Source organism: Streptomyces macrolidinus (genome assembly GCF_023887685.1).
Lineage (GTDB): Bacteria > Actinomycetota > Actinomycetes > Streptomycetales > Streptomycetaceae > Streptomyces > Streptomyces macrolidinus.
In genome coordinates this window covers 196910-221635 of record NZ_JAMWMR010000004.1, presented here as the reverse complement: position 1 = coordinate 221635, position 24726 = coordinate 196910, and the positions used below count along the sequence as shown (strand labels likewise).

General features: G+C 72.9%; 24 protein-coding genes. 12 read left to right on the top strand and 12 right to left on the bottom strand.

What is annotated here, in order from left to right; all coding sequences use genetic code 11:
• Positions 1-84 precede the first annotated feature (84 nt).
• Both NGF19_RS06800 and NGF19_RS06795 read right to left on the bottom strand, forming a co-directional pair.
• A complete protein-coding gene (locus tag NGF19_RS06800) occupies positions 85-801 on the bottom strand; it encodes a DUF4232 domain-containing protein (protein ID WP_252422967.1) in 717 nt (238 codons plus the stop codon).
• A gap of 127 nt (positions 802-928) precedes the next feature.
• Complete coding sequence (locus tag NGF19_RS06795) at positions 929-2365, bottom strand: serine/threonine-protein kinase (protein WP_252422966.1); 1437 nt, start codon at positions 2363-2365, stop codon at positions 929-931.
• A gap of 9 nt (positions 2366-2374) precedes the next feature.
• Here NGF19_RS06795 and NGF19_RS06790 point away from each other — a divergent pair, with 9 nt between their 5' ends.
• Positions 2375-2962 (top strand): RNA polymerase sigma factor, encoded by a 588-nt coding sequence (locus NGF19_RS06790; RefSeq protein ID WP_289734449.1) that lies wholly within the window; start codon positions 2375-2377, stop codon positions 2960-2962.
• Positions 2963-3044: 82 nt separating this feature from the next.
• On the opposite strand, the gene NGF19_RS06785 is transcribed toward NGF19_RS06790, so the two are convergent.
• The 3 genes from NGF19_RS06785 to NGF19_RS06775 form a co-directional block, all read right to left on the bottom strand.
• The gene (locus NGF19_RS06785) at positions 3045-3674 is read right to left on the bottom strand and encodes an MBL fold metallo-hydrolase (protein ID WP_252422962.1); all 630 of its coding nucleotides are present in this window, start codon (positions 3672-3674) and stop codon (positions 3045-3047) included.
• Positions 3674-4762 (bottom strand): S-(hydroxymethyl)mycothiol dehydrogenase, encoded by a 1089-nt coding sequence (locus NGF19_RS06780; protein ID WP_252422960.1) that lies wholly within the window; start codon positions 4760-4762, stop codon positions 3674-3676. Before NGF19_RS06780 ends, NGF19_RS06785 begins: the two co-directional genes overlap by 1 nt.
• Positions 4763-5017: 255 nt before the next feature.
• Complete coding sequence (locus NGF19_RS06775) at positions 5018-5272, bottom strand: hypothetical protein (RefSeq protein ID WP_252422953.1); 255 nt, start codon at positions 5270-5272, stop codon at positions 5018-5020.
• A gap of 239 nt (positions 5273-5511) precedes the next feature.
• Between NGF19_RS06775 and NGF19_RS06770 the strand changes: the two genes are divergently transcribed.
• The 7 genes from NGF19_RS06770 to NGF19_RS06740 are packed head-to-tail and all read left to right on the top strand — an operon-like array spanning position 5512 to position 13029.
• Positions 5512-5982 carry a (2Fe-2S)-binding protein gene (locus NGF19_RS06770; protein ID WP_252422952.1) on the top strand — a complete coding sequence of 157 codons (471 nt, stop codon included), beginning with the start codon at positions 5512-5514 and terminating at the stop codon, positions 5980-5982.
• A complete protein-coding gene (locus NGF19_RS06765; protein ID WP_252422951.1) occupies positions 5979-8339 on the top strand; it encodes a xanthine dehydrogenase family protein molybdopterin-binding subunit in 2361 nt (786 codons plus the stop codon). Before NGF19_RS06770 ends, NGF19_RS06765 begins: the two co-directional genes overlap by 4 nt.
• Complete coding sequence (locus NGF19_RS06760) at positions 8336-9193, top strand: FAD binding domain-containing protein (protein ID WP_252422946.1); 858 nt, start codon at positions 8336-8338, stop codon at positions 9191-9193. Before NGF19_RS06765 ends, NGF19_RS06760 begins: the two co-directional genes overlap by 4 nt.
• Positions 9194-9197: 4 nt before the next feature.
• Positions 9198-10073 carry an AAA family ATPase gene (locus NGF19_RS06755; RefSeq protein ID WP_252422944.1) on the top strand — a complete coding sequence of 292 codons (876 nt, stop codon included), beginning with the start codon at positions 9198-9200 and terminating at the stop codon, positions 10071-10073.
• A 1-nt stretch (position 10074) separates the two neighbouring features.
• Positions 10075-11214: a vWA domain-containing protein gene (locus NGF19_RS06750; protein ID WP_252422942.1), complete on the top strand. Its 1140-nt coding sequence runs from the start codon at positions 10075-10077 to the stop codon at positions 11212-11214.
• Positions 11215-11229: 15 nt separating this feature from the next.
• Positions 11230-12369: an XdhC family protein gene (locus NGF19_RS06745; RefSeq protein ID WP_252422940.1), complete on the top strand. Its 1140-nt coding sequence runs from the start codon at positions 11230-11232 to the stop codon at positions 12367-12369.
• Positions 12370-12384: 15 nt separating this feature from the next.
• Positions 12385-13029 (top strand): SRPBCC family protein, encoded by a 645-nt coding sequence (locus NGF19_RS06740; RefSeq protein ID WP_252422938.1) that lies wholly within the window; start codon positions 12385-12387, stop codon positions 13027-13029.
• Positions 13030-13048: 19 nt separating this feature from the next.
• Here NGF19_RS06740 and NGF19_RS06735 read toward each other — a convergent pair whose 3' ends face one another.
• From NGF19_RS06735 to NGF19_RS06720, 4 genes are all read right to left on the bottom strand, one after another.
• A complete protein-coding gene (locus tag NGF19_RS06735) occupies positions 13049-15502 on the bottom strand; it encodes a SpoIIE family protein phosphatase (protein ID WP_252422936.1) in 2454 nt (817 codons plus the stop codon).
• Between the two features lie 67 nt (positions 15503-15569).
• Entirely contained in the window at positions 15570-16052 is a 483-nt protein-coding gene (locus NGF19_RS06730; RefSeq protein WP_252422934.1) for a VOC family protein, read from the bottom strand.
• Positions 16053-16149: 97 nt separating this feature from the next.
• Positions 16150-16575 carry a helix-turn-helix domain-containing protein gene (locus NGF19_RS06725; RefSeq protein ID WP_252422932.1) on the bottom strand — a complete coding sequence of 142 codons (426 nt, stop codon included), beginning with the start codon at positions 16573-16575 and terminating at the stop codon, positions 16150-16152.
• A gap of 128 nt (positions 16576-16703) precedes the next feature.
• Positions 16704-17225 carry a DinB family protein gene (locus tag NGF19_RS06720; protein ID WP_252422930.1) on the bottom strand — a complete coding sequence of 174 codons (522 nt, stop codon included), beginning with the start codon at positions 17223-17225 and terminating at the stop codon, positions 16704-16706.
• A 161-nt stretch (positions 17226-17386) separates the two neighbouring features.
• On the opposite strand from NGF19_RS06720, the gene NGF19_RS06715 reads away from it, so the two are divergent.
• Positions 17387-18658 carry a streptophobe family protein gene (locus NGF19_RS06715; RefSeq protein ID WP_252422928.1) on the top strand — a complete coding sequence of 424 codons (1272 nt, stop codon included), beginning with the start codon at positions 17387-17389 and terminating at the stop codon, positions 18656-18658.
• Between the two features lie 16 nt (positions 18659-18674).
• On the opposite strand, the gene NGF19_RS06710 is transcribed toward NGF19_RS06715, so the two are convergent.
• The gene (locus NGF19_RS06710; protein ID WP_252422927.1) at positions 18675-19085 is read right to left on the bottom strand and encodes a hypothetical protein; all 411 of its coding nucleotides are present in this window, start codon (positions 19083-19085) and stop codon (positions 18675-18677) included.
• A gap of 329 nt (positions 19086-19414) precedes the next feature.
• On the opposite strand from NGF19_RS06710, the gene NGF19_RS06705 reads away from it, so the two are divergent.
• The gene (locus NGF19_RS06705; RefSeq protein ID WP_252422926.1) at positions 19415-19801 is read left to right on the top strand and encodes a nuclear transport factor 2 family protein; all 387 of its coding nucleotides are present in this window, start codon (positions 19415-19417) and stop codon (positions 19799-19801) included.
• Positions 19802-19832: 31 nt separating this feature from the next.
• On the opposite strand, the gene NGF19_RS06700 is transcribed toward NGF19_RS06705, so the two are convergent.
• Together NGF19_RS06700 and mgrA are read right to left on the bottom strand one after the other, a co-directional pair.
• On the bottom strand, positions 19833-22370 hold the full coding sequence (locus NGF19_RS06700; protein WP_308288459.1) for an ATP-dependent Clp protease ATP-binding subunit: 2538 nt from the start codon (positions 22368-22370) through the stop codon (positions 19833-19835).
• A 196-nt stretch (positions 22371-22566) separates the two neighbouring features.
• A complete protein-coding gene (gene mgrA, locus NGF19_RS06695) occupies positions 22567-23559 on the bottom strand; it encodes an L-glyceraldehyde 3-phosphate reductase (protein WP_289734489.1) in 993 nt (330 codons plus the stop codon).
• A 142-nt stretch (positions 23560-23701) separates the two neighbouring features.
• Between mgrA and NGF19_RS06690 the strand changes: the two genes are divergently transcribed.
• Positions 23702-24217, top strand: a complete 516-nt coding sequence (locus tag NGF19_RS06690; protein ID WP_252422920.1) for a mycothiol transferase — start codon at positions 23702-23704, stop codon at positions 24215-24217.
• A 58-nt stretch (positions 24218-24275) separates the two neighbouring features.
• Complete coding sequence (locus NGF19_RS06685) at positions 24276-24716, top strand: GNAT family N-acetyltransferase (RefSeq protein WP_252422919.1); 441 nt, start codon at positions 24276-24278, stop codon at positions 24714-24716.
• The last annotated feature ends 10 nt before the right edge of the window (positions 24717-24726 follow it).

Here is a 24726-nt window from a genome sequence, read left to right as displayed (position 1 = left end):
GAGCGCGAGGGCAGAGGGCCGCAGGACCCCGCCGGCGTGGAGGAGGCAGCGGGGTGCGGGGAACGAGGGGTGCGGGGACGCGGTTCAGGCGCCGGTGCCCGGATTGAAGACGGTGACGAACGCCGAGGAGGAGTTGCCCGCCACGGGCACCTTGCCGCCCTTCCACGCCACCTTCAGGGAGGCCTTCTCGTCCGGCGGGGTGATGAGGATCGCCGCCGGTGTGGCGGTACGGGCGCCGCTGACCTCGGGGTTGGAGAACGTCAGCCCGGCCCAGGCGCTCGCGCCCGGAGCCAGCGTGATCTTCGTGGGGCCGTTGGACGCGCGCTTCGGGTCCGATCCCACCTGCTTGCCCGCGGCGTCCACGAAGGCGGCGCCCGGGTAGCCGTTGATCGTGCAGGTGCGCTGCGAGCGGTTGGTCAGGACGAGAGGGAAGTTCTCCTGTCCGGCGCCGGGGTTGTTGGGGCCCACGGCGGCGCGCAGTTCGGAGGTGTGGCAGCGGGTGCCGGTGGCGCGGTCGCCCGAGGGGGTGGTGGCGGACGAGGCACGGGGGCCGCCCTGGGTGGCGGGTGCGCTCGGGGCGCCGGAGGTGACCGGTGCCCTGCTGTCGTCGGTCGGCCGGGTGTCGCCCGAGGCGGGCTGGGCCGTGCCGGGCAGCGTCTCGGGGGCGGCGCTCGTGCCCTTGTCGTCGTTGCCGCAGGCGGTGAGCAGGCCCAGGGCGGCGACCGCGCCCAGGGCCGCCGCCGTGCGTCGGGTCGTGAGGAAGCGGGCCGTGTGTGCCGTACCGCGCCAGAAGGTCACCATGTTCAGCTCCTTGAATCTCACCGCCCGCGCCCGGCGCCGGCGAACGGCGCCGTGTGCCCCGTCATCCATGTCCGATGCGTGGTCAGGCGAAAAGGTTCGGACGCGTTCGTGTGGACCGGTGGCCGGGTCAGCCGGTGACCCGTACCGAGTCCAGCACATGGCGGACCGCCGCACCACCGCCGTCCTGGCGTATCTGGACGTAGACCTGCGGCGCGCCGGTGCCGTCGGCCGGATCGAGGGCGGCCTCCACGAGCGTGCCCTCACCCCCCGGACAGTTGTTCCAGGTGCGCACGGGTCCGTGCCAGGCCGTGCCGCGGTAGTCGCTGCTGCCCTGGTAGTGGCAGCCGGTGTGGCGGAGCGCGCGGACCGCGGCCGTCAGATCGCCGTGCCCGCTCGGACCGCCGTGCCCGCTCGGACCGTCGCGCCCGCTCAGGCCGTCCTGCTCGCTCAGGCCGACGAACACGCCGTTCACGTGGGAGCCGAGGTCCTGCCAGTGCGTCAGGTCGTCGGCGACGGCGAGGGCGGGGGTGTGGGCCGTCGGCAGGCCCAGGGTCTTCGGGTCCCAGCCGACGTCGCGCAGTTGACGACCCCAGGCGGCGGGCACGGTGGCCTCGATCCTCCCGGTCGCGTCCCGGACGGTGACCTCGCCCGCGGGCCGCTGACGCAGCACCAGCGCGGTGGTGACCCCGGTGGCGGCGGCCACGACCGCCACGGCCAGGGCGAGGACCAGCGGCCCGCGGCGTCGGCGCGGCCTCGCGGCCGGGGGCGTGGAGGACTCCCCCGCGAGCCGGTCGAGTGCGTCGGCGAACGCTTCCGCGGTGGGCCAGCGCCGCTCGCGGTCGCAGGCCATGGCCCGCGCCAGCGCGCGGCGGACCTCGCGCGGCAGATCGGGGCGCAGCCGGTCGGGGCGGACCACCTTGCCGGGCGGTGCGGGGACCGTGCCCGTGACGAGTTGGTAGCCGAGGGCGCCGAGGCTGTAGACGTCGGCGCGCGCGTCGATGCCCGTGCCGGGTGCGGTCTGCTCGGGCGGGGCGTACCCGGCGGAGCCCGCGGCCATGGTCAGTCCGGACGCCTGTGCGAGGCTCTTGGCCAGGCCCAGGTCCGCGAGCAGCAGCCGGGGGGATCCGTCGGGCGCGGTGCACAGCAGGACGTTGGACGGCTTGATGTCGCGGTGCACGATGCCCGCGTCGTGCAGGGCGCTCGCGGCACGGGCAGCGAGGGCGGTCAGGCGCAGTGCCTCGGCCACGGGCAGCGGGCCGTCTGCGAGCCGGTCGGCGAGGGTGCCGCCGTCCGCGTACTCCATGACGAAGTAGGGCCTGCCGTCGGGGAGTTCACCGATGTCGTAGACCTGGACGACGCGGTTCGAACCGGCCTTGCGCAGCAGTCGGGCCTCGGCCAGGAAGCGCTCTCGTACATCGAGCCGGTCGGCCCAGTTCTCGGCGAGCACCTTCACCGCGACGGGCGCCTGAAGGGCGTCGTCATGGGCGAGCCACACCACGCCGAACGCGCCGCCGCCCAGGCGTCGTTCGAGGCGGTAGCGGTCGATCCGCTCCAGGGATTGCATGCCACTATCATGCCTGTCCCGGATCGACAGCGAGGGGAACGGCCAGTGGGGAATGCCGCGGACACCGAGGAGTTGGCGCGGCGCGCGGCGGCGGGCGACACGGCGGCTCTGGAGGCGCTGCTCCGGGAGATCCGGCCGGAGGTCGTACGGCGCTGCGGGCGGTTCCTGCCCTGCCGGGAGGACGCCGAGGAGGCGGCGCAGGACGTGCTGTTGCAGGTGGCCCGGAAGATCACGACGTTCCAGGGCCGCAGCCGCTTCGGCACCTGGCTGTACACGGTGGTCGCCAACTGCGCCCGGCAGAAGTACCGCGAGCTGAAGCGGCGCGCCGCCGAGCAGCCCGCGCCCATCGACCCGGCGCGGCAGGTGGACCCGCGCACGACGAGTGTGATCGCCGGGTCGCGTGTCGATCTGCTGGAGGCGCTGGAGCGGTTGGAGCGCGAGCATCCGCATCTGGTGGCGCCCCTGGTCTACCGGGACATCTGCCAGTTGGAGTACGCGGAGGCGGCCGAGCGCGTGGGCGTGCCGCTGGGCACGCTGAAGTCCCGGCTGCACGAGGCGCGCAAGCAGGTCAGGCCGTGGCTGAGCGGCATGGGGTGAGGGGACGGGTTCCCGTCGGCAGGGGTCCGGCCTCCGCGCTCGGGGCTCCGCGTCGCGGAGGCCGGACAGGCGTCGCGGCGGCTCAGTGGCCGCGTGCGATCCACTCGTCGAGGTGGGGTGCCTCGGCGCCGATGGTGGTCGAGTCGCCGTGGCCGGTGCGGACCACCGTCTCGGGCGGCAGGTTCAGCAGCCGGTCGCGGATCGACTCGATGATCGTCGGGAAGTGGGAGTACGAGCGTCCGGTGGCGCCCGGCCCGCCCTGGAAGAGGGTGTCGCCGGTGAAGACCGTGCCGAGGCCCGGGTCGTAGAGGCAGACCGCTCCGGGCGCGTGGCCCGGGGTGTGCAGGACGGTCAGATCGGTACCGGCCGTCTCGATGACCTGGCCGTCGGAGAGCCAGTGGTCGGGGAGACGGTCGGGGTGGGTCATCCGCCACAGCGGCAGGTCGTCCTGGTGGAGCCAGATCGCCGCGCCGGTCCGCTCGGCGAGGGCGGGCGCGGCGTCGATGTGGTCGTTGTGGGCGTGGGTGCACACGATGGCGCGCAGCCGCCGGTCGCCGACGGCTGCGGCGATCGCGTCGGCGTCGTGGGCGGCGTCGATGACGATGGCCTCGTGGTCGTCGCCGACGATCCACACGTTGTTGTCGACCTCCCAGGTGCCGCCGTCGAGGGAGAAGGTGCCGGAGGTGACGAGGTGGTCGATGCGGGCGGTCATCACAGCACCACCACGGACCGCAGCACGTCGCCTTCGTGCATCCGCTCGAAGGCCTTCTCGACCTCGTCCAGGGCGATGGTCTCGGTCACGAACTTCTGCAGGTCCAGGCGGCCCTGGAGGTGCAGGTCGATCAGCATCGGGAAGTCGCGGGAGGGCAGGCAGTCCCCGTACCAGGACGACTTCAGCGCGCCGCCGCGCCCGAAGACGTCGAGGAGCGGCAGTTCCAGCTTCATCTCGGGGGTGGGCACGCCGACCAGGACGACGGTGCCGGCCAGGTCGCGGGCGTAGAAGGCCTGCCGGTACGTCTCGGGGCGGCCGACCGCGTCGATGACGACATCGACGCCGAAGCCGCCGGTCAGCTCGCGGATCGCTTCGACGGCGTCGGTCTCCTTGGAGTTGACCGTGTGGGTCGCGCCCATCTCGCGTGCGGTCCGCAGCTTGCGCTCGTCGATGTCCACCGCGATGATCTTCGCGGCGCCCGCGAGCCGTGACCCGGCGATCGCCGCGTCACCGACGCCGCCGCAGCCGATGACCGCGACCGAGTCGCCCCGGCCGACGTTCCCGGTGTTGATGGCGGCGCCGATGCCCGCCATCACTCCGCAGCCGAGCAGGCCCGCCACCGCCGGGGCGGCGGAGGCGTCGACCTTGGTGCACTGCCCGGCCGCGACGAGGGTCTTCTCCGCGAACGCGCCGATGCCGAGGGCCGGGGAGAGTTCCTGGCCGGTGGCGGCGAGGGTCATCTTCTGCCGGGCGTTGTGCGTGTCGAAGCAGTACCAGGGGCGGCCCCGCAGACAGGCGCGGCACCGGCCGCACACCGCGCGCCAGTTGAGGATGACGAAGTCGCCGGGGGCGACGTCCGTGACGCCCTCGCCGACGGACTCGACGATCCCGGCCGCCTCGTGACCGAGCAGGAACGGGAAGTCGTCGCTGATGCCGCCCTGCTTGTAGTGCAGGTCGGTGTGGCACACCCCGCAGGCCTGGATCTGCACCACTGCCTCACCGGGACCCGGATCCGGTACGACGATGGTCTCGACCCGTACCGGCTCGTTCTTGCCAGGGGCGATCACGCCGCGTACTTCCTGCGCCATGGGCTGCTGCCTTCCGTCGGTGGTACGGGCGCCTCGCGCGCGCCCGCTGCGGGCCGTGGTGGCCCCTCCCCATGATCCTCTACGGGGAGGGATCCGCGAACGGGCGGCACGAGCCTGCGTCAGCCACCTGTGATGACCCGTACTCCGCAAGGAAGTTGGCAGTGCCGGGGAGGTCGGCCGGCACACGCTCCGGAACGGCAAGGCCCCCGGCCTTCTCGGGCCGGGGGCACGGGGGCGCGCTGTGCGGAGTCGCCTCTAGTCGATCAGCCGCCCCGTGACGGGCGTGAGGGTGTCGGTGGCCTGCTTCAGGCTCGCCGAGGGCCGCGGCATCTTGGCCTGGTGCTCCGGCGGGATGCCTGTGCGGGAGATCGAGTCGAGCAGGGCGACCGGGTTCGCCGTGTCCTGGGTCCCGACGGGGGCGACGGGGGCGGCGGTCGCCAGCGGCGCGGCCAGACCCGTGACGCCCATGGCGAGACCTACGGCGGCGACGATGCGTCGTGTTGAGATCATGCCCTCAACAACTCCACCGGCCCGTCGGCGGTCACGGCCCCCGGTCCCCGCTCACCCGACAGAGCGCACCGGCTCGCCGGCGTTTACGGCTCCTGTCACAGCAGTGCACCCTCGGCCACAGCAGTGCGCGGTCGGCCATTGCTGTCGTGCCACTCGCCCCGCCCCGACGCCCGGCTCTACAGTGACGCAGGTCACGTAAACCGACTGCACCCCTCACCCGGCTCTCTGGGAGGGCACACATGACCCGTATTTCGGTGACGGTGGACGGCACGACGTACGAGGACGAGGTCGAGCCGCGCCTCCTCCTGGTGCACTATCTGCGGGACCGGCTGGGGCTCACCGGGACCCCCGTCGGCTGCGACACCTCCAACTGCGGTGCCTGCACGGTCGATCTGGACGGGGAGAGCGCCAAGAGCTGCTCGGTGCTCGCGGTCCAGGCCGACGGAAGCGAAGTGACCACCGTCCAGGGGCTCGCCCGGGGCGACGCGTGGCATCCGCTGCAGCAGGCGTTCCGCGAGCGGCACGCGCTGCAGTGCGGATACTGCACCCCCGGCATGATCATGGCGGCCCGGGATCTGCTCCGCGAGAACCCGGCCCCGACCGCGGACGAGGTGCGGCACGCCCTGGAGGGCAACCTCTGCCGGTGCACCGGGTACCAGAACATCGTGCGCGCCGTGCTGGCCGCCTCCGGGCAGGAGGTCGCGTCATGACCGAGGCGACCGAGCGGGAGGTGGGCCGGGCCCGGCTGCGCAAGGAGGACGCCCGGCTCGTCACCGGGCAGACCACCTGGACCGACAACATCCAGATGACCGGGCTGCTGCATCTCGCGATCCTGCGCAGCCCCATGGCCCATGCCCGCGTCGACCGGGTCGACGTCTCCCCCGCGCTCGAACGCCCCGGTGTCGTCGCGGCGTTCGCCGGGCGTGATCTCGCCGACGGGCTGGGCTCGCTCCCGTGCGCCTGGCCGGTGACCGAGGACATCGTGATGCCCGACCATCCGCCGGTCGCCGTGGACGAGGTGCGGTACGCGGGCGATCCCGTGGCGGTCGTCGTGGCCCGCGACCGGTACGCGGCGGCCGACGCGCTGGAGGCGATCGAGGTCGACTACACGCCCCTGCCGCCCGTGCTCGACCTGGAGGCGGCGCTCGCCGAGGACGCCCCGCTGGTCCACGCCGACAAGGGCACCAACCGCTGCTACGTCTGGCCGCTGGCCACCGGCGAGGACTACGCGCGCGTGAAGGAGCGCGCCGACGTCGTACTCACCCGGCGCTATCGCCAACAACGCCTGATCCCCAGCGCGATGGAGCCGCGCGCCGTCGTGGTCACCCCGCTGCCCGCGTCCGGTGAGTACACCCTGCACTCGACCACGCAGATCCCGCACATCCTGCGGATCATGCTCGCCATGGTCACCGGCATCCCCGAGCACAAGCTGCGCGTGATCGCCCCCGACGTGGGCGGCGGCTTCGGCTCCAAGCTCCAGGTGTACGGGGAGGAGGCCCTCGCCCTCGCGGTGGCGCGCCGCCTCGGGCGCCCGGTGAAGTGGACCGAGTCCCGCTCCGAGGGCTGTCTCGCGACCCACCACGGCCGGGGCATGATCCAGGACGTCGAGATCGCGGCGACCCGCGAGGGGCGGCTGCTCGGCCTGAAGGTGGATCTGCTGGCCGACATGGGCGCGTATCTGATGCTCGTCACCCCCGGCGTGCCGATCCTGGGCGCGTTCATGTACCCCGGCATCTACAAGATGGACGCGTACGACTTCACCTGTACCGGTGTGTTCACGACCCGGACGCCCACGGACGCCTACCGGGGCGCGGGGCGCCCGGAGGCGACCTTCGCCATCGAGCGCATCATGGACGAGCTGGCCGCCGAACTCGGCCTCGATCCCATCGAGTTGAGGCGGCGGAACTGGATCCGCCGCGAGGAGTTCCCCTATCCGTCGATCGCGGGCCTGACGTACGACAGCGGTGACTACGCGGCGGCGACGGACAAGGCGCTCGCGCTGTTCGGCTACGACGACCTGCGCGCCGAGCAGCAGAAGCGTCACGAGCGCGGGGACCCGGTGCGGCTCGGGATCGGCGTGTCGACGTACACGGAGATGTGCGGGCTCGCCCCGAGCCGGGTCCTCGGCGACCTGCGGTACGGGGCGGGCGGCTGGGAGGCGGCGAGCATCCGGATGCTGCCCACCGGCAAGGTCGAGGTGGTCACGGGCACCAGCCCGCACGGGCAGGGGCATGTGACGTCCTGGAGCCAGATCGCCGCGGACGTCCTCGGCGTGCCGTTCGAGGACGTGGAGGTCGTGCACGGCGACACGAAGGCGGCCCCGCAGGGCATGGACACCTACGGGTCGCGTTCCCTGGTCGTCGGCGGGGCCGCTGTGCACCAGGCCGCGGTGAAGGTGGTGGGCAAGGCCCGCAAGGTCGCCGCGCATCTGCTGGAGGCCGACGAGGACGATCTGGACTTCGCGGGCGGGGTGTTCTCGGTCAAGGGCTCGCCCGAGGCGCGGACGACGATCCAGGAGATCGCCTTCGCCGCGTTCTCCTCGCACGACATGCCCGAGGGCATGGAACCCACCATCAACGCCGAGCACGTCATGGACCCGGAGAACTTCTCCTATCCGCACGGAACGCATCTGTGCGCGGTCGAGGTGGACACGGAGACCGGGCGGTCGACGATCCGCTCGTACGTGTGCGTGGACGACGTCGGCCGGGTCGTCAACCCGCTGATCGTGGAGGGGCAGGTGCACGGCGGGGTCGCCCAGGGCATCGGGCAGGCCCTGTACGAGGAGGCGGTGTACGACGACGAGGGCAACCTGGTGTCGGGCACCCTGGCCGACTACCTGGTGCCGTCGGCGGTGGACCTGCCCGACTTCGTGACCGACCGCACCGAGACGCCCGCCACCTCGAACCCGCTGGGTGCCAAGGGGGTCGGCGAGTCCGGGACCATCGCGGCCACCCCGGCGGTCGTGAACGCGATCGTGGACGCGCTGCGTCCGCTGGGCGTCACCGACGTGGCGATGCCCTGTACACCCCAGCGGGTCTGGCAGGCCATCGAGGAGGCGTCGGCATGATCCCCCCGGCATTCGACTACGCCCGTCCGGCAAGCGTCGAGGAGGCGGTACGGACCCTCGCCGAGGCGGGCGACGAGGCGAAGGTGCTGGCCGGCGGGCAGAGCCTGCTGCCGCTGCTGCGCCTTCGGCTCGCCTTCCCCGAACTGGTCGTGGACGTCGGCCGGATCCCCGGCCTGAGCGGGGTGCGCGAGGACGGCGACACACTCGTGATCGGCGCCCTGACCACGCACCACGACATCCTCCGCGATCCGCTGGTGGGCCGGTACGCGGGCCTGCTCGCGGCGGCCACCCGGACCGTCGCCGACCCGGCCGTACGGCATCGCGGCACGCTCGGCGGGTCGCTCGCGCACGCCGATCCGGCCGGTGATCTCCCGGCGGTGGCGCTCGCCCTGGACGCCGAGCTGGTCGTGGTGGGGCCGCAGGGCCGACGCACCATCCCGGCCCGGGAGTTCTTCGTCGACTACCTCCAGAGCGCGCTGCGGCCCGACGAGTTGCTCGTGGCGGTGCGGGTGCCGAAGCGGGAGGGCTGGGGCTTCCGCTACGAGAAGTTCCAACGGGTCGCCCAGGCCTGGGCGGTGGTCGGTGTGGCGGCGCTCGTACGGCGCGAGAACGGGCACATCGCCGAGGCGCGGATCGGGCTGACCAACATGGGCGCCACGCCGCTGCGGGCCGCCGCGTCCGAGGCGGCTCTCGCCGGGGTCCCGGCGGTGGCGGACGCCGTCGCGCGCGCCACCGCGGCGGCGGCCGAGGGCACCCGCCCCTCCTCGGACCCGTCGGCCACGCCCGAGTACCGCGCCCATCTCGCCCGGGTGCTCACCCGGCGGGCGGTGCTGGCCGCGGCGGGAGGGGAGTGAGCGCGTGAGAGGGCCTGAGGAGGTGCGCGCCCGCCTGGAGGAGACGGGGTATCTCGTCGACGAAGGGCTGGCCGTCGCCTGCTTCCTGGCCCTCAGGCTGCACCGGCCGGTCTTCTGCGAGGGCGACGCGGGCGTGGGCAAGACCGCGCTCGCGTCCGCCCTCGCGACGGCGCTCGGCGCCCCGCTGATCCGGCTCCAGTGCTACGAGGGCATCGACGCCTCCCAGGCGCTGTACGACTGGGACTTCCCGCGCCAACTGCTGCATCTGCGGGCGGCGGAGGCGGCCGGGGTCAGGGATCCGGACCGGTTGGAGGGCGAGTTGTACGACCGCCGGTTCCTCGTCGCCCGCCCGCTGCTGAAGGCCCTGGAGACCCACCCCTGCGTGCTGCTGGTGGACGAGATCGACCGCGCCGACGACGAGTTCGAGGCGTTCCTGCTGGAGCTGCTGTCGGAGTTCTCGGTCACGATCCCCGAACTGGGCACGCTGCGCGCGAAGGAGCCGCCCGTGGTGGTGCTGACGTCGAACCGCACAAGGGAGGTGCACGACGCGCTCAAGCGCCGCTGCCTCTACCACTGGTTCGACCACCCCGGCTTCGCCCGCGAACTCGCCATCGTACGGCGGCGGTTGCCGCAGGTGACGGCCAGGCTGGCGGAGCAGGTCACCACGCTGGTGCAGGCGTTGCGCGCCGAGGACCTGGTGAAGCCGCCGGGGGTGGCGGAGACGATCGACTGGGCGCGGGCGCTGGACGCGCTCGGTGCCACGGAGGTGGACGCGGAGCTGGCGGTGACCACACTGGGGTCGGTGCTCAAGTACCGCGAGGACATGGAGCGTGCGCGGGGGCTCGATCTGTCGGCGATCCTCGCGGCCCGCGGGGTGTGACATGGACGTCGACGCGCCCACCGTGCTCGTCGGGTTCGTGCGCGCCCTGCGCGCGGCGGGCGTCGACGCCGGACCGGACCGCGTCCAGGTCTTCCTGCGTGCACTAGACGCGCTGCGGCCCGGTGTCCGCTCCGATGTGTACTGGGCGGGACGGCTCACGCTGTGCGCGGGACGGGACGACCTGGCGCGCTACGAGCGGGTGTTCGGCGCCTACTTCGGGGGCGGCCCGGTCCCGGGCAGGACCCGCGTGGCGCCGCCACCGCGCCTGCGGGCGACGGCCGTCCGGGTCCCGAGTACCGCTCCCCGTACGGCCATCGGGGCCGAGGAAGACATCGCGACACCCGCGCTGGCCAGCCGTACCGAGGTCCTGCGCCACCGTGACTTCGCCGGTCTGACGGCGGCCGAGCGGGAGCAACTGCGGCGCCTGCTGGCCGCGTTCACGCTGCGCGGCGAGGCACGGCGCACGGCGCGGCGCCGTCCGGCCCGGCGCGGAGACATCGATCCCCGGCGCTCGGTACGGGAGTTGCTGCGCCGGGGCGGCGAGCCCGCGCGCCCGCGGCGGCACACCCGCGCCGACCGGCCCCGGCGCGTCGTCCTGCTGGTGGACGTCAGCGGCTCCATGTCCCCGTACGCGGACGCGCTGCTGCGCTTCGCCCACGCGGCCGTGCGCGGCGGCCGGACCGAGGTGTTCAGCATCGGCACCCGGCTGACCCGGGTGACCCGCGAACTGGCGCACCGGGACCCCGAGGCGGCCCTGGCCCAGGTCGCGGCGGCCGTGCCGGACTGGCGCGGCGGCACCCGGCTCGGCGAACTGCTGCGCGCCTTCCTCGACCGGTGGGGGCAGCGGGGCATGGCGCGCGGCGCGATCGTGGTGGTGCTGTCGGACGGCTGGGAGCGCGGCGATCCGGCCCTGCTCGGGGCGCAGATGCGCCGACTGCACCGGCTCGCGCACCGGGTGGTCTGGGCCAACCCGCGCAAGGCGCGCCCCGGTTACGCGCCCCTGGCCGCGGGCATGGCAGCGGCACTGCCGAGCGTGGACGCGTTCGTGGAAGGCCACAGCCTGGCCGCACTGGAGCGCCTCGCGGCCGTGGTGCGCGGAGCCGCCGTGGAGCAGGGAGCGACGAGAGGAACGGAACCGTGACCGAGGGAGCGCGTGATGCGTGAGATCCTTCCGGCGCTGCACCGCTGGTACGTGACGGGCGCCCCGTTCGGCCTGGCCACCGTTGTCGCGGTCAGCCGCAGCGCGCCGCGCGAGCCGGGGGCGGCGATGGCCGTCGGGCCCGGCGACGAGGTAGTGGGCAGCGTCTCCGGCGGCTGTGTCGAGGGCGCGGTGTTCGAACTGGCCCAGGAGGTCGTCGAGTCGGGCACGGCCCGGCTGGAGACCTTCGGCTACAGCGACGAGGACGCGTTCGCCGTGGGGCTCACCTGCGGCGGCGAGATCACGCTGCTGGTACGCCGGGTGACGCCCGAGGAGGACGTCTCGTTCGCGGCGGTGGCCGAGTCGGTGGCCGTGGGGCGTCCGGTGACCGTGGCGACGGTGCTCGACGGTCCCGCGCCGCGCGGGGCCTCGCGCGCGGTGTGGCCCGACGAGGCGGCGGGCTCGCTCGGCTCCCCCGGTCTGGACGCGGCGGTCACCGCCGACGCGCGCGGCGAACTCGCCCTCGGCGCCACCGGGTTGCGGCACTACGGCCCGCACGGCGAGCGTCGCGAGGACGCGGTCGGTGTGTTCCTGCACTCCTTCGCGCCGCCGCCGCGAATGCTGGTCTTCGGCGCCATCGACTACGCGGCGGCGGTCGCCCGGATCGGCTCCTTCCTCGGCTACCGGGTCACGGTGTGCGACGCCCGCCCGGTCTTCGCCACCCCCAAGCGCTTCCCCGAGGGCGTCGAGGTGGTCGTGGACTGGCCGCACCGCTATCTGCGGAACACGGACACCGATGACCGCACGGTGATCTGTGTCCTGACCCATGACCCGAAGTTCGACGTCCCGCTTCTGGAGGAGGCGCTGCGCCGGCCGGCCGCGTACATCGGGGCTATGGGCAGCCGCCGTACCCACGACGACCGGATGAAGCGGCTGACCCGGGCGGGGCTCACACAGGCCCAACTGGCCCGGCTGCGCTCGCCGATCGGCCTGGACCTCGGGGCACGCACGCCCGAGGAGGTCGCGGTGTCCGTCGCCGCCGAGATCGTGTCCCTGCGGTGGGGCGGCAGCGGCACGCCCCTGACCGCGACGGCGGGGGCGATCCACCCGCCCGGCCGCACCGGCGGTACAGGCCGCACCGGCCGTACATCGCACTGAGGAGGAGACGAAACGATGGAACTGCACCACGAGTTCACGGTCCCGGTCCCGGTCGAGGACGCCTGGCGGACCCTGCTCGACATCGAGCGGGTCGCGCCGTGCATGCCGGGCGCGACGGTCGAGGAGTACGACGGCAGGACCGTGACCGGGTCGGTGAAGGTGAAGGTCGGCCCGGTCACCGTGACCTACCGGGGCACGGCCGTCTTCGAGGAGCAGGACGAGACCGCGTACCGGATGGTGCTGGCCGCGAACGGCAGGGAGACCCGGGGGCAGGGCACCGCACGGGCCACGGTGACGGCCACGCTCGTACCGGGCGACGGCGGCGGGACCAGCGTCTCGGTGCGCACGGACCTGACCGTGACCGGACGTCCGGCGCAGTTCGGGCGCGGTGTGCTGGCGGAGGTCGGCGACAAGCTGGTCGGCCGGTTCGCGGACTGTCTGGCGCGGCAGTTGGACGAGCAGCGCGCCGCGGCTCGGGCCGAGCCCGCGGCGCCCGTCTTCACCGAACAGGCCGCGCCCGCCGAGTCGATCGATCTGCTGCGTACGGCGGGCGTGCCGGTGGCCAAGCGGCTCGCGGGCCCGGTGGCGGCCGTGGCGGCGGTCGCGCTGGCGTGTCTGGTGGTACGCCGCTTCCGCCGCTCCTGCTGCCGCCGTGCCTGAGTCGTGCCTGAGCCGTGTCTCAGGAGGTGTCGGGCGGTTCCAGGGCGACGTCCGCCCACACCTGCTTGCCGCCGCTGACCGGGAGGCTGCCCCACGCGGTGGACAGGGCCTCGACGAGCAGGATGCCGCGGCCACCGGTCGCCTCCCAGCCGATGTTCGTCGGCTTGACGGGCGTACGCGGTGAGGCGTCGGCGACCGCGACGCGCAGCCGCTGGTCGACGAGCGTGAGGTCGAGGCGGACCCGGCCGTCGGTGTGGACGAGGGCGTTGGTGACGAGTTCGGAGACGACGAGCAGCGCCGTGTCGGCTTCCCGCGTCACGCCCCAGGCGCGCAGGGCGCGGCGGGTGAAGCGACGGGCGTGCCGGACCGCCTCGGGGACGCGCCACACCGTCCAGCTCTCGCGCAGCGGGCGCACCGCCAGGCCGTCGTAGCGCATGAGCAGGAGGGCCACGTCGTCGTTGCGGTTGGCGCCGGTGAGCAGGGCGTCCGCGACGAGGCCGGGGTACGCCGGGTCGGCCGCGGCCAGGTCGTCGGCGAGGCGTGCGAGGCCGTCCTCGATGTCGAGTTCGGCGGACTCGACCAGGCCGTCCGTGGTCAGGGCGACGAGCGTGCCGGGCTGCAGCCGTAGCTGGCTCATCGGGAAGTCGGCCTCGGCGACGACGCCGAGCGGCGGTCCGCCGTCCGACTCGGTGATCTCCGTACTGCCGTCCGGGTACCTCAGGACGGGCGGGGGGTGACCGGCGCGGACGTACCAGGCGATGCCCTGCTCCATGTCGACGTCGACGTAGCAGCAGGTGGCGAAGAGGTCCGACTCCATGTCCACGAGGAGCCGGTTGGCGTGGGAGACGACGACGTCCGGGGGGTGTCCTTCGACGGCGTAGGCGCGCAGGGCGGTGCGCATCTGGCCCATCAGGGTCGCGGCGCCCGCGCTGTGGCCCTGGACGTCGCCGATGAGGAGGGCGACGTGGTTGTCGGGCAGCGGGATCACGTCGTACCAGTCGCCGCCCAGTTCCAGGTCCGCGGTGGTGGGCAGATAGCGGGCCACGGCGACGGCGCCCGGCAGCCGGGGCAGGCGGCGCGGCAGGAGCGCGCGCTGGAGCATGCCGACCAGTTCGTGCTCGGCGTCAAAGGCGCGGGCGCGCGCCAAGGCCTGTCCGGCCAGCCGTGCCACGGCGGTGAGCAGGGCGCGCTCGTCGGGGTCGAAGTCGTGCGGGCTGTCCCAGCCGATCAGGCAGGCCCCCGCCGTGCGTCCGTCGGCGGGCAGCGGCAGCACGGCGAGGCCGCCGGGGCCGACCTCCGCGAGCGGGGGCTCCAGGGTCGTGCCGCCGGACCAGACCGCGGCCCGGCCCTCGCGCAGCGCGGCGGCGAGGGTCGGCATGGCGCGTACGGGGGCGTCGGGCCACTCCGAGCGCCACTCGGCGCGCCACAGCTCGGGCCAGGCCTCCGGTTCGGGCGGGTCCAGGACGGTGACGACGAGCCGGTCGGACTCCAGCTCGGCGAGCGCGATGCGGTCGGCCTGCAGCGGTGTGCGCAGGGCGGCGACGACGGCCCGGCTGACGTCGCGGACGGTGCCCGCGGTGGCGAGGGCCGCGGCGAGCCGCTGGACGCGGGTGACGTCGCTGACGGAGGGGCGTTCCTTCGAGGCGTCGGCGACCGTGCCGACGAGCCGTGCGGGGCGGCCGTCCGCGGCGGGCAGCAGATGCCCGCGCAGCCGCAGCCACCGCGGCTCGCCGGAGGGCTGGAGGATGCGGAACTCCAGCTCGCGGTCGCCGATGGCCATGTGGTCGGCCTCGACCACGGACATCAGCGAGGGCAGGTCCTCCGGCACGGTCTGGGCGAGCAGGGATTCGAGCGTGCCGTCGAACTGGTGCGGGTCGATACCGAACAGCTCCAGCATCCCGTCGTCGACGTCGACGCGGCCGGAGTCGACGGCGAGGCGGAAGGCGTTGCCGGGCAGGTCCCCGGTCTCGGCCGTGACCGGCGCGGGGCTGGCGACGGCGTCGGCCAGGCGCCGCAGCCACGCGCGCTCCTCGGCGTCGAAGCCGTCGGGGCGGTCGCTGACGGCGGCCAGGCAGCCGCCGTCGCGCAGCGGCAGCACCCCCAGGGAGAAGTCCCTGGCCGGCAGCCGTCGCGCGTCGGCGCGGCGGGTCAGGTCCTCGGGGGCGAGCCACAGGGGCCGCCCGGAGTGGTGCACCTTCACCGCGGGCGCTCCGCCGGAGAGGGGGTAGGCGTCGCGCAGCCCGTACAGCGCCCTCGGCACACCGGCCGACTCGGCCAGGTACAGATGGTGACCGTCCTCGTCCGGAACGTACACGGCGGCCAGGCTCGCCGCGGTGAAGACGAGCGCCTGTTCGAGCACACGCCGCAGGCGCTCGCGGGGGTCGAACTGGTCGAGCTGGTCCGTGAGCGTCCTGAGGGCAAGTTCCGCACGTGGCGGCCTCGTTCCGCGCCCCGCAGCGCCCTCACTGCTCACAGTGCAATTACAGCGCGTCCACGTCGCTCGCGCAGCCCTATGGCCCATTCCCACCCGTACGGTGCGCTCAGCCGCCCGCGTACGCCTTCTCCAGCCCGGCGATGTCGAGCTTGCCCATGCCGAGCATCGCCCGGGTGGCACGGGCGGCCTTCTCGGGATCGGGATCTCCGATCATGGCGATGAGCGCCTCCGGGAGGACCTGCCAGGACACGCCGTACTTGTCCTTGATCCAGCCGCACGGACCCGGCTCACCACCGCCTTCGGCGAGCCGGGTCCAGTAGTGGTCGACCTCCTCCTGGTCGGCGCAGTGGATCTGGAAGGAGACGGCCTCGTTGAACGTGAACTGCGGGCCGCCGTTCAGCGCGACGAACCGGTGCCCGTTGGCCACGAAGTCAACGGTGATCACGGAGCCGGGGACGCCCGGTCCGGCCTCGGTGTAACGGCTGATCCGCCCGATGCGGGAGTTCTCGAAGATCGAGACGTAGTGGCGCGCGGCCTCCTCGGCCTCGCCGTCGAACCAGAGACAGGTGGTGAGTCCTTCGGTGGCCATGGCCTACCTCCTGGAGTGTTGTGGGAGCTGTCCCCCTTGTCGACCGGTCCGCGGGGCGGAACTCATCGGTCGGGGCGCGGCGGACTCCCGCGCCCGGTCAGGCGGCCAGGCACAGACCGCCGTACTGCGCCGTCGGCGTCGTACGGGCGGCATGGCCCCGGCCCACCACGCTCGCGCGGGTGTGCCGCACCAGTTCGTCCTGGGCGAGCGAGAGCAGGTCGGACAGGTCCAGGCCGAGGGCGCGGGCCGCGGCGGCGAGGACCTCCGAGGAGGCTTCCTTGCGGCCGCGCTCCAGTTCGGACAGGTACGGCATCGAGATCCGGGCCTGCTCCGCCACGTCCTTGAGCGTGCGCTCCTGGGCGAGGCGCTCGCGGCGCAGCGCCTCACCGACCAGGTCGCGCCACAGCGGCTCCCGCCGGGCGGGCCGCTGCTGCGGGGTACGAGGTGTCACGCCGCCGTGCGGCGGCGCGGTCTGCGGGCGGAGGGGGACGACACGGGCTTCGTTCGGCACTTGGTTGCTCACCCTCCCAGCCTAGGGAACGCGCGCGCCACGGGAAGGGATCAGCGTTCCGCCCTGGGTGAATCTCGACAACGGCCGGGAGTCCGGGGTGAGTTGAGGCGTGTGGCGTGCGTCCGTGAAAGGACGTCCGACTACTGCCCGACGCGTCCGTCGATCCGCTCGCGCAGGAAGTCCGCGTGGCCGTTGTGCCGGGCGTACTCCTCGATCAGGTGGACGAGGACCTCGCGCAGGGCGACCGGTTCCGCGCCGTTGACGCCGGTGATGTCGAGGCCGCCCGCCTCGGCGACGAAGCGTTCCGCGAAGGCGGTCTCCGCACGCCAGGTGTCCCATGCGTCGGCGACCACCACCGGGTCGGGCACCGCTCCGTCGAAGTCGCCGCCCGGCTCGCCGTCGGTGCGGTAGCGGGGCGGCGCTTCCTGACCGGCCATCACCCGCCGGAACCACTTCCGCTCGACGTCGGCCAGGTGCCGTACCAGGCCCAGCAGGGACAGGTTCGAAGGGGGCACACTGCGGCGGGCCATGGCCTCGGCGTCCAGCCCGGCGCACTTCAGCTCCAGCGTGAGCCGCTGGTCGCGGAGGTAGCCGACGAGAGTGTCCCGCTCCCCCGCGAAGCCGCCGTCGCCGCGCGGGTCGTTCTCGGGGTGGACGAACATGTCCGACCACCCGAACCTTCGTTCTCCTGGCAGCAATGGGGCCTGATCCGCTCGCGCGATGTCTGTCATGCCACCAGCATCGGCAGCCGCTCCCGGACCGCGCCACCCGTTTACAGGTCCGCCGGAAGGCGGCGTCCGCAGCGGCTGCTTAGCGTGGCCCTGTGAACGCTTCGCCCCCGCCCGGCCGGGTCGCCGTCCGCGCCGGTGGTCCGGCGCTCGCCCCGCACGGGTGGCTTCAGGCCCTCGTGACGGTGGTGGCCGGGCTGGTCGTCATGGGCGTCGTCGCCGCGCTCGGGCTGTGGGCGGCGGGTGGCACCGGTCTTCCCGACAACGGGTTCCCCCGGGTGGTCGCCGCCTCGGTCGTCGCGGCGACGGGCGGCAGTGTGCGGCTGGCGGGCGAAGCCGGCACGCTCGCCGACACCCGCGCGGGGCTCACCGTGATACCGCTGTCGGTGACGCTCGCCGGGGCCCTCGTCATCGCCGCGGGCTTCCTGCGCCCGCTGCGGCACCGGGCCGTCACCGGGGCGGCCGAACCGGCGGGCTGGGCCGCCCGGATCGCCGCCTTGTGGCTGCCCGCGCTCATCGGGCTCGCGCTCGCGGCCCGCCAGACCTTCACGATCCCGCTCGGCGACATCGGCGACCTGCTCGGCATCTCCCCTCGGGTCGGCTATACGACGGACCTGCCGCTCACCGTGCTGTTCGGCATGCTGTGGCTGGCGGGCGTGCTGCTCCTCGCCCTGCTGGTGTCGCGCGGAGCACCGCTGCCGAACCGGCTGTTGCGCTTCCAGGAACCCGTACGCCCGGCCGCCCACGCCATGACGGCCCTGTTGCTCGCCTACGTGGCCGTGGGCGCCGTCATCGCGCTGGTCGTGGCGGCGACGCGCGGGCACCCGGCCGAGACGTTCGCGGTGATCCTGCTGGGGCTGCCCAACCTCGTATGGCTGGTCCTCACCCTCGGGCTGGGCGCCACCTGGTACGGGCGCGTGGACGGGCCGTTCGCGCTGCCCATGCCGCGTCCGCTCGACGAGGTGCTGCGCACGCCGGGCACGGCGACGCTGAATCTGCGCACGCTGGCCGCCCAGGACGGCCGGGTGTGGTGGCTCCTGGCCGTGAACACCGTGCTGCTCCTCGCGGCGGCGTGCGTGATGGCGGTGCGCTCCCCGGCACGGACACGGCCGTGGCAGCACGCCGTCCGCATGGCGGTCGCACTGACGCTGACCGTCCTCATGATCTGCCTGACCTGCCGCATCTCGGCGCACTACGGGCTGTCACTCATCGGCATCGGCGACCTGGGCGGCGGACTGTCCGGTGTCCTGTTCCTGACCCCGGACCTCGGGACCGCGCTCGGAACAGCCGCGGCGTGGGGACTGGCCACCGGGTTCGTCGGCGCGCTCCTCGCGCGCGGGGTACGCCGACGGGTCCGAGCGGACTGAGGCGCGTTCCGTGCGGTCAGGCGGCCGGGGTCGAGAGCGCGGGAACGACCCTCTGCATACGCAGCGCGTCCACCGACTCCGCGAGCAGTTCGTACTCGGTGGTCTCGTCCCGGGTGGCCACGCGGACTAGCCGACCGGCGGCCAACTCCTCGGCGATGCGCTCCTGTTGACCCATGTCACCGCACCAGGCACGCAGCATCCCCGGCACATCCGGGACGGTGTCGGCGACGGGAGCGATGGAGTTCGGCGGGAAGAGCGGGTTGCCGGGGTCCGGATCGAGCCGTTCGGCGATCCAGGAGGCGCGGTCCCGCATCCACCACAGGGCGAGGGCCAGGGTGGGAGCGCGATAGGTGCCGAGCGGGACACCGATACGCCGGCCGCCGCAGACACCGTAGGCCGTCACATGACACAGGAATTCGTCGTGCACGATCGCTCCCCATCGCGCTGCTCGTTCACTCGCTGTGCACGGGGGCGACCCGAACCGATGCGTACGATGGCGCATTTCGGCCGTGGCCGAATCACCCTGTCCCTCGAGTATCGCCACTCCTGACGCTCTGTCACCATGTGATTTCGGCCAGTCTCCTGACATGCTCACGGCCCACGCGTCCCGCAACCGTTCGTTCCCTCCTTACCCCGGAGGTAATCGACGCTCCGACAGCGGCCGGGCATGGTTACGGGTGTCGGAGCACGGCGGGCACAACACCCCGGGATCCGGCTCATGAACCGCACCTACGCCCTCGATGGAGGCTGATCCCCATGTCCGCAGTCAACGATCGCTACGAGTCCGCCGTTGCCCGCTACCTCGAGGCGTGGAACGCGAGCGACCCCGAGACCCTGACCAAGGCCGTCGCCGCCGCCTGGACCCCGGACGGCAGCTACACCGACCCGCTGGTCGACGTCAGCGGCCACGAGCAGCTCGCGGCCGTGATCGCGGGAGCGCAGGCGCAGTTCCCGGGCTTCTCCTTCAAGCTGACGGGCACGGTCGACGGGCACCACGACATCGCCCGCTTCACCTGGGACCTGGTGAACGGGGCCGACGGTTCGGCGCCCGTCGCGGGCTTCGACGTGATCAAGCTGGACGACGACGGTCGTATCCGCACCGTCCACGGGTTCCTGGACCGCGTTCCGGCGGGCGCGGTCTAGGAGGGCACCTGGCGGGTGGCTCGGCAGCAGGCTAGCGTTCGCAGCCTTCCGGGCCACCCGGCGCACCGCCCTCGCCGCCCTCGCCGGTCTCGGCACCCTTCGTCTCCTTCGTCTCGGGTGCCTTCAGGCTGAGGGCCAGTGCGTCGTCCGCGACATCGGCGACGACCGTGTCACCCGGGTTGAGCGTGCCGTCGAGCAGCATGTTCGACAGCCGGTTGTCGAGTTCGGACTGGATGGTGCGCCGCAACGGCCGGGCCCCGAACTCGGGTTGGTAGCCGCGGTCGGCCAGCCAGTCCTTGGCCGCCTCGGTGACCTCAAGGCCGATCCGCTGGGCGTGCAGCCGACGGCGGCTGCCCTCCAGGAGCAGGTCGACGATCCGCACCAACTCCTCGCGGCCCAGCGCGTGGAAGACGATGACCTCGTCGATCCGGTTGAGGAACTCGGGGCGGAAGTGCGCCTGCAGGTCCGCCATCAGATCGTCCCTGATCTCCTCGACGTCGCCCCGGTGGTCCAGGATGCGCTTCGAGGCGATGTTGCTGGTCATGATGACGACGGTGTTGCGGAAGTCCACCGTGCGCCCCTTGGCGTCGGTGAGCCGTCCGTCGTCCAGGACCTGCAACAGCAGGTTGAACACGTCCCGGTGGGCCTTCTCCACCTCGTCGAACAGCACGACGCTGTACGGCTTGCGGCGCACCGCCTCGGTGAGCTGCCCCGCCTCCTCGTAGCCGACGTAGCCGGGCGGGGAGCCGATGAGGCGCGAGACGGTGTGCTTCTCCTGGAACTCGCTCATGTCGAAGCGGACCATACGGTCGGGGTCGCCGAAGAGGAGTTCCGCGAGCGCCTTGGCCAGTTCCGTCTTGCCGACCCCCGTGGGGCCGAGGAAGAGGAAGCTGCCGGTGGGCCGGTCAGGGTCGCCCATACCGGCCCGGCCGCGGCGAACGGCCTGGGAGACGGCGGTGACCGCCTGGTCCTGCCCGATGATCCGCTGGTGCAGGACCTCCTCCAGCTTCATCAGCCGCTCGCGCTCGGTCTCGGTGAGCTGGGAGACCGGGATGCCGGTGCGCGCGGAGAGCACCTCGGCGATGTCCTCGGGCGTGACGGCGGGCGTCGGCTCCCCGCCTTCGCCCAGCGCGCCGAGTCGCTCCTCCAACTCGCTCACTTCGCGCTTGAGTTCGGCCGCGCGCTCGAAGTCCTCGGTGCTGACCGCCTCGTCCTTCTCGCGGCGCAGCCGGGTGAGCCGGTCCTCCAACTCGGCGGTCTCGGTGGAGCCGCCGACGCTGCGCAGCCCGACCCGGGCACCGGCCTGGTCCATGAGATCGATGGCCTTGTCGGGCAGGAACCGGTCGCTGAGATAGCGGTCGGAGAGGGTGGCCGCGGCATCCAACGCCTCGTCCGTGTACCGGACTTGATGGTGCGCCTCGTACGAGTCGCGCAGCCCGCGCAGGATCTGGACCGTCTCCTCGACGCTGGGTTCGGGCACCATGACCGGTTGGAAGCGGCGTTCGAGCGCGGCGTCCTTCTCGATGTGCTTGCGGTATTCGTCGATGGTGGTGGCGCCGACGACACTGAGGTCACCGCGGGCCAGCGCGGGCTTGAGGATGTTGCCCGCGTCCATGGACCCCTCGCCGGTGGCACCCGCCCCGACGACCGTGTGCAGCTCGTCCAGGAAGAGGATGATGCCCTTCTTGGCCTGGGTGACCTCCTCGATGACCTTCTTCAGCCGCTCCTCGAACTGTCCCCGGTACTGCGCCCCGGCCACCAGCCCGGCCATGTCGAGCGCGACGACCCGGCGGTCGCGCAGCGCCTTGGGGACCTCTCCGGCGACGACACGCTGCGCCAGCCCCTCGACGATCGCCGTCTTGCCGACGCCGGGGTCGCCGATGAGCACCGGGTTGTTCTTGGTCCGGCGGGAGAGGACCTCGATGGTCTGCTCGATCTCGTCGGCCCGGCCGACCACGGGATCGAGGCGTCCGCCGCGCGCCTCGTCGGTGAGGTCCCGCCCGTACTGGTCGAGCGTCGGGGTGTCGGGGTGACCGCCGTCCGTACGTCCCGTACGTCCTTCCCGGGCGGGCCCGCCGATCGTGCCGGGCGAGGCGCCCTCGGCCCGCAGCGTCCGGGTGAGCGGGGAGCGCGGATCCTCCAGCAGCGCGGCGAGGATGTGCTCGGGGCCGATGTAGGAGGCACCGGCCGCCTGGGAGCGGGCGTGGGCGGCGAGCAGGGCGCGCTTGGCCGCCGGGGTGAGCGCGGGCTCTCCGGTGCCGGTCCCGGTGGGCAGCGACTCCTGGAGGTCGGCGGCGAGCCGGTCCGGGTCCGCGCCGGCCTGCTCCAGGATCTGGCGGGCGGTCGGTACCTGGGTGGCGGCCCACAGCAGATGCACGGTGTCGAGATCGGACCCGTCCTCGGCGGCCCGGCCCCCGGCGGCGGCCAGCAGTTCCTGCGAGGAGTCGCTGAGAAGACGGCCGATGGGGACGCGCTGCACGGCCGGTGGCGAGGTCGCCGGGCTCATGCCGAAGAAGCGGTTGAAGAGATCGGAGAACGGGTCGCCCGACCCGAAGGGTGAGATCGTCACGGTTGACCACCCGTCCGGCGGACGACACACGGCCGCGCGGCGCCCGCCGTAGTCGATTGCCCCTACGTCAACCAGTCTTCGCCAGGTCGCGCAAGGGCACAACCGCACCCCGTACGAGGCGGTCGCGTACGAGGCGTCGAGGCGGCCGGTCCGTAGTCGATCGGCCGCCCGCCTCCCTACTGCACGAGCGAACGCGTCACGGCCTGATGATCGCGTCGATCCGCGCCAGTTCCTCCGCGTCGAAGTCCAGGTTGCGTATCGCCGCGACGCTGTCCTCCAGTTGCTCCGGGCTGCTCGCACCGACGAGGGCCGAGGTCACCCGTCCCCCGCGCAGCACCCACGCCAGGGCCAACTGCGCCAGCGACTGGCCCCGCGACTTGGCGATCTCGTCGAGCGCGCGCAGCTTGCCCACCAACTCCTCGGTCAGGGTGTCGGCGCTGAGGAACGGGCTCTCGCTCGCGGCCCGCGAGCCCGCCGGTATCCCGTCGAGGTAGCGGCCCGTCAACAGCCCCTGCGCCAAAGGTGAGAAGACGATGGAACCGACCTGAAGCTCCTCCAGGGCGTCGAGCAGCCCTTCGTCCTCCGGGGCGCGGTCGAGCATCGAGTAGCGCGGCTGGTGGATCAGCAACGGGGTGCCCGACTCCCCCAGGATGCGGGCGGCTTCACGCGTCTGCTGCGGCGAGTAGTTGGAGATGCCGACGTAGAGCGCCTTGCCCTGCTGGACCGCCGTGTGCAGGGCGCCCATCGTCTCCTCCAGCGGGGTCTGGGGGTCGGGGCGGTGCGAGTAGAAGATGTCGACGTAGTCGAGGCCCATCCGCCTCAGGCTCTGGTCGAGCGAGGAGAGCAGGTACTTGCGGGAGCCCCATTCCCCGTACGGGCCCGGCCACATGAGGTAGCCGGCCTTCGTGGAGATGACCAGCTCGTCGCGGTAGGACGCGAAGTCCGCCTTCAGCGCGTCGCCGAAGGCGGACTCGGCGGCGCCGGGCGGCGGGCCGTAGTTGTTGGCCAGGTCGAAGTGGGTGATGCCGAGGTCGAAGGCGCGGCGCAGGGTCTGCCGCTGCGTCCGCACCGGGCGGTCGGGGCCGAAGTTGTGCCACAGCCCGAGCGACAGCGCGGGCAGCTTCAGACCGCTGCGTCCGGTGCGACGGTAGGGCATGGCCTCGTAGCGGGCGGGATCTGCCGTGTACAACATGCGCTCCAGATAGGACGTTTCAGGACGACGCCCCACTCTCGCCTGCCGCCCGCACACCAGTCCAGTCGTCGCCCCACATCCGACCGACGTGACGCGCGTCCGGGCGGCGTCCGGGGCCGCGATGGGTGAAGCTGGAGCCATGCATGCCAAGGACATCCTCATCGACGCGTACGGCCGCATCCGGGAAGAAGTCCATGCCGCCGTCGACGGTCTCGGGCCGGAGGAGCTGAACGCCCGGCCCACCGACGAGACCAACTCCCTCGCGTGGCTCGTCTGGCATCTCACCCGGGTCCAGGACGATCACATCGCCGACGCCGCGGGCCTGGACCAGGTCTGGCTCGCGCAGGGCTGGGAGCGGCGCTTCGGGCTCGGTCTGCCCCGGCAGGACACGGGGTACGGCCATGACCCGCGCAAGGTCGCCAAGGTACAGGTGGAGTCGGGCGAGCTGCTCACCGGGTACTACGACGCCGTGCACGAGCAGACGCTCGGCTTCCTGCGCGGGCTGCAGGCCAAGGACCTCGAACGCGTCGTGGACGAGGGCTGGGATCCGCCGGTCACCCTCGGCGTACGCCTGGTCAGCGTCCTGTCCGACGATCTCCAGCACGTCGGCCAGGCCGCCTACGCACGGGGGCTGCTCCAGAGCGCGGTCCCGTAGCCGAGCGGCTACGGCGCGGCGCCCGGTCGGCGCGGCGGGTGATGCGATGCTCTGCGGCATGGCACATGACTACGCGGACACGGCGCTGACCATCGGCCACAAGGACCCTGAGCTGAACGAACGCCTGTCCCAGGGACTGGACGAGATCAACTTCCCCGCCACCGGGACCACCGCCGACGACGAAGGCACGCTGTCGGTGAAGGCCGTCGACGGCGGTGGTGAACTCATCGGGGGCCTGTCCGCCTGGACTTGGGGCGGGTTGCTGGGCATCGAGATGCTCTGGGTCCGCAAGGAGAGCCGCAGGGAAGGGTGGGGCAGCAGGCTCCTTCTCGCCGCCGAGGAGGAGGCACGGCGACGCGGCTGCGACCGCGTGTGCGTGTCGTCGTTCACGTTCCAGGCGCCGGAGTTCTACCAGCGCCATGGATACGTCGAGACCGGCAGGACCCCGGGCATCCCCGGCGGGGCGGAGGACGTCCATATGTACAAGGACCTGGCCTGACCACGGGTCC

Coding starts and splice junctions, on each gene's coding strand:
- NGF19_RS06800 (WP_252422967.1), bottom strand. CDS start 801: ATGGTGACCTTCTGGCGCGGTACGGCACACACGGCCCGCTTCCTCACG.
- NGF19_RS06795 (WP_252422966.1), bottom strand. CDS start 2,365: ATGCAATCCCTGGAGCGGATCGACCGCTACCGCCTCGAACGACGCCTG.
- NGF19_RS06790 (WP_289734449.1), top strand. CDS start 2,375: ATGCCTGTCCCGGATCGACAGCGAGGGGAACGGCCAGTGGGGAATGCC.
- NGF19_RS06785 (WP_252422962.1), bottom strand. CDS start 3,674: ATGACCGCCCGCATCGACCACCTCGTCACCTCCGGCACCTTCTCCCTC.
- NGF19_RS06780 (WP_252422960.1), bottom strand. CDS start 4,762: ATGGCGCAGGAAGTACGCGGCGTGATCGCCCCTGGCAAGAACGAGCCG.
- NGF19_RS06775 (WP_252422953.1), bottom strand. CDS start 5,272: ATGATCTCAACACGACGCATCGTCGCCGCCGTAGGTCTCGCCATGGGC.
- NGF19_RS06770 (WP_252422952.1), top strand. CDS start 5,512: ATGACCCGTATTTCGGTGACGGTGGACGGCACGACGTACGAGGACGAG.
- NGF19_RS06765 (WP_252422951.1), top strand. CDS start 5,979: ATGACCGAGGCGACCGAGCGGGAGGTGGGCCGGGCCCGGCTGCGCAAG.
- NGF19_RS06760 (WP_252422946.1), top strand. CDS start 8,336: ATGATCCCCCCGGCATTCGACTACGCCCGTCCGGCAAGCGTCGAGGAG.
- NGF19_RS06750 (WP_252422942.1), top strand. CDS start 10,075: ATGGACGTCGACGCGCCCACCGTGCTCGTCGGGTTCGTGCGCGCCCTG.
- NGF19_RS06745 (WP_252422940.1), top strand. CDS start 11,230: ATGCGTGAGATCCTTCCGGCGCTGCACCGCTGGTACGTGACGGGCGCC.
- NGF19_RS06740 (WP_252422938.1), top strand. CDS start 12,385: ATGGAACTGCACCACGAGTTCACGGTCCCGGTCCCGGTCGAGGACGCC.
- NGF19_RS06730 (WP_252422934.1), bottom strand. CDS start 16,052: ATGGCCACCGAAGGACTCACCACCTGTCTCTGGTTCGACGGCGAGGCC.
- NGF19_RS06720 (WP_252422930.1), bottom strand. CDS start 17,225: ATGTTCGTCCACCCCGAGAACGACCCGCGCGGCGACGGCGGCTTCGCG.
- NGF19_RS06705 (WP_252422926.1), top strand. CDS start 19,415: ATGTCCGCAGTCAACGATCGCTACGAGTCCGCCGTTGCCCGCTACCTC.
- NGF19_RS06690 (WP_252422920.1), top strand. CDS start 23,702: ATGCATGCCAAGGACATCCTCATCGACGCGTACGGCCGCATCCGGGAA.
- NGF19_RS06685 (WP_252422919.1), top strand. CDS start 24,276: ATGGCACATGACTACGCGGACACGGCGCTGACCATCGGCCACAAGGAC.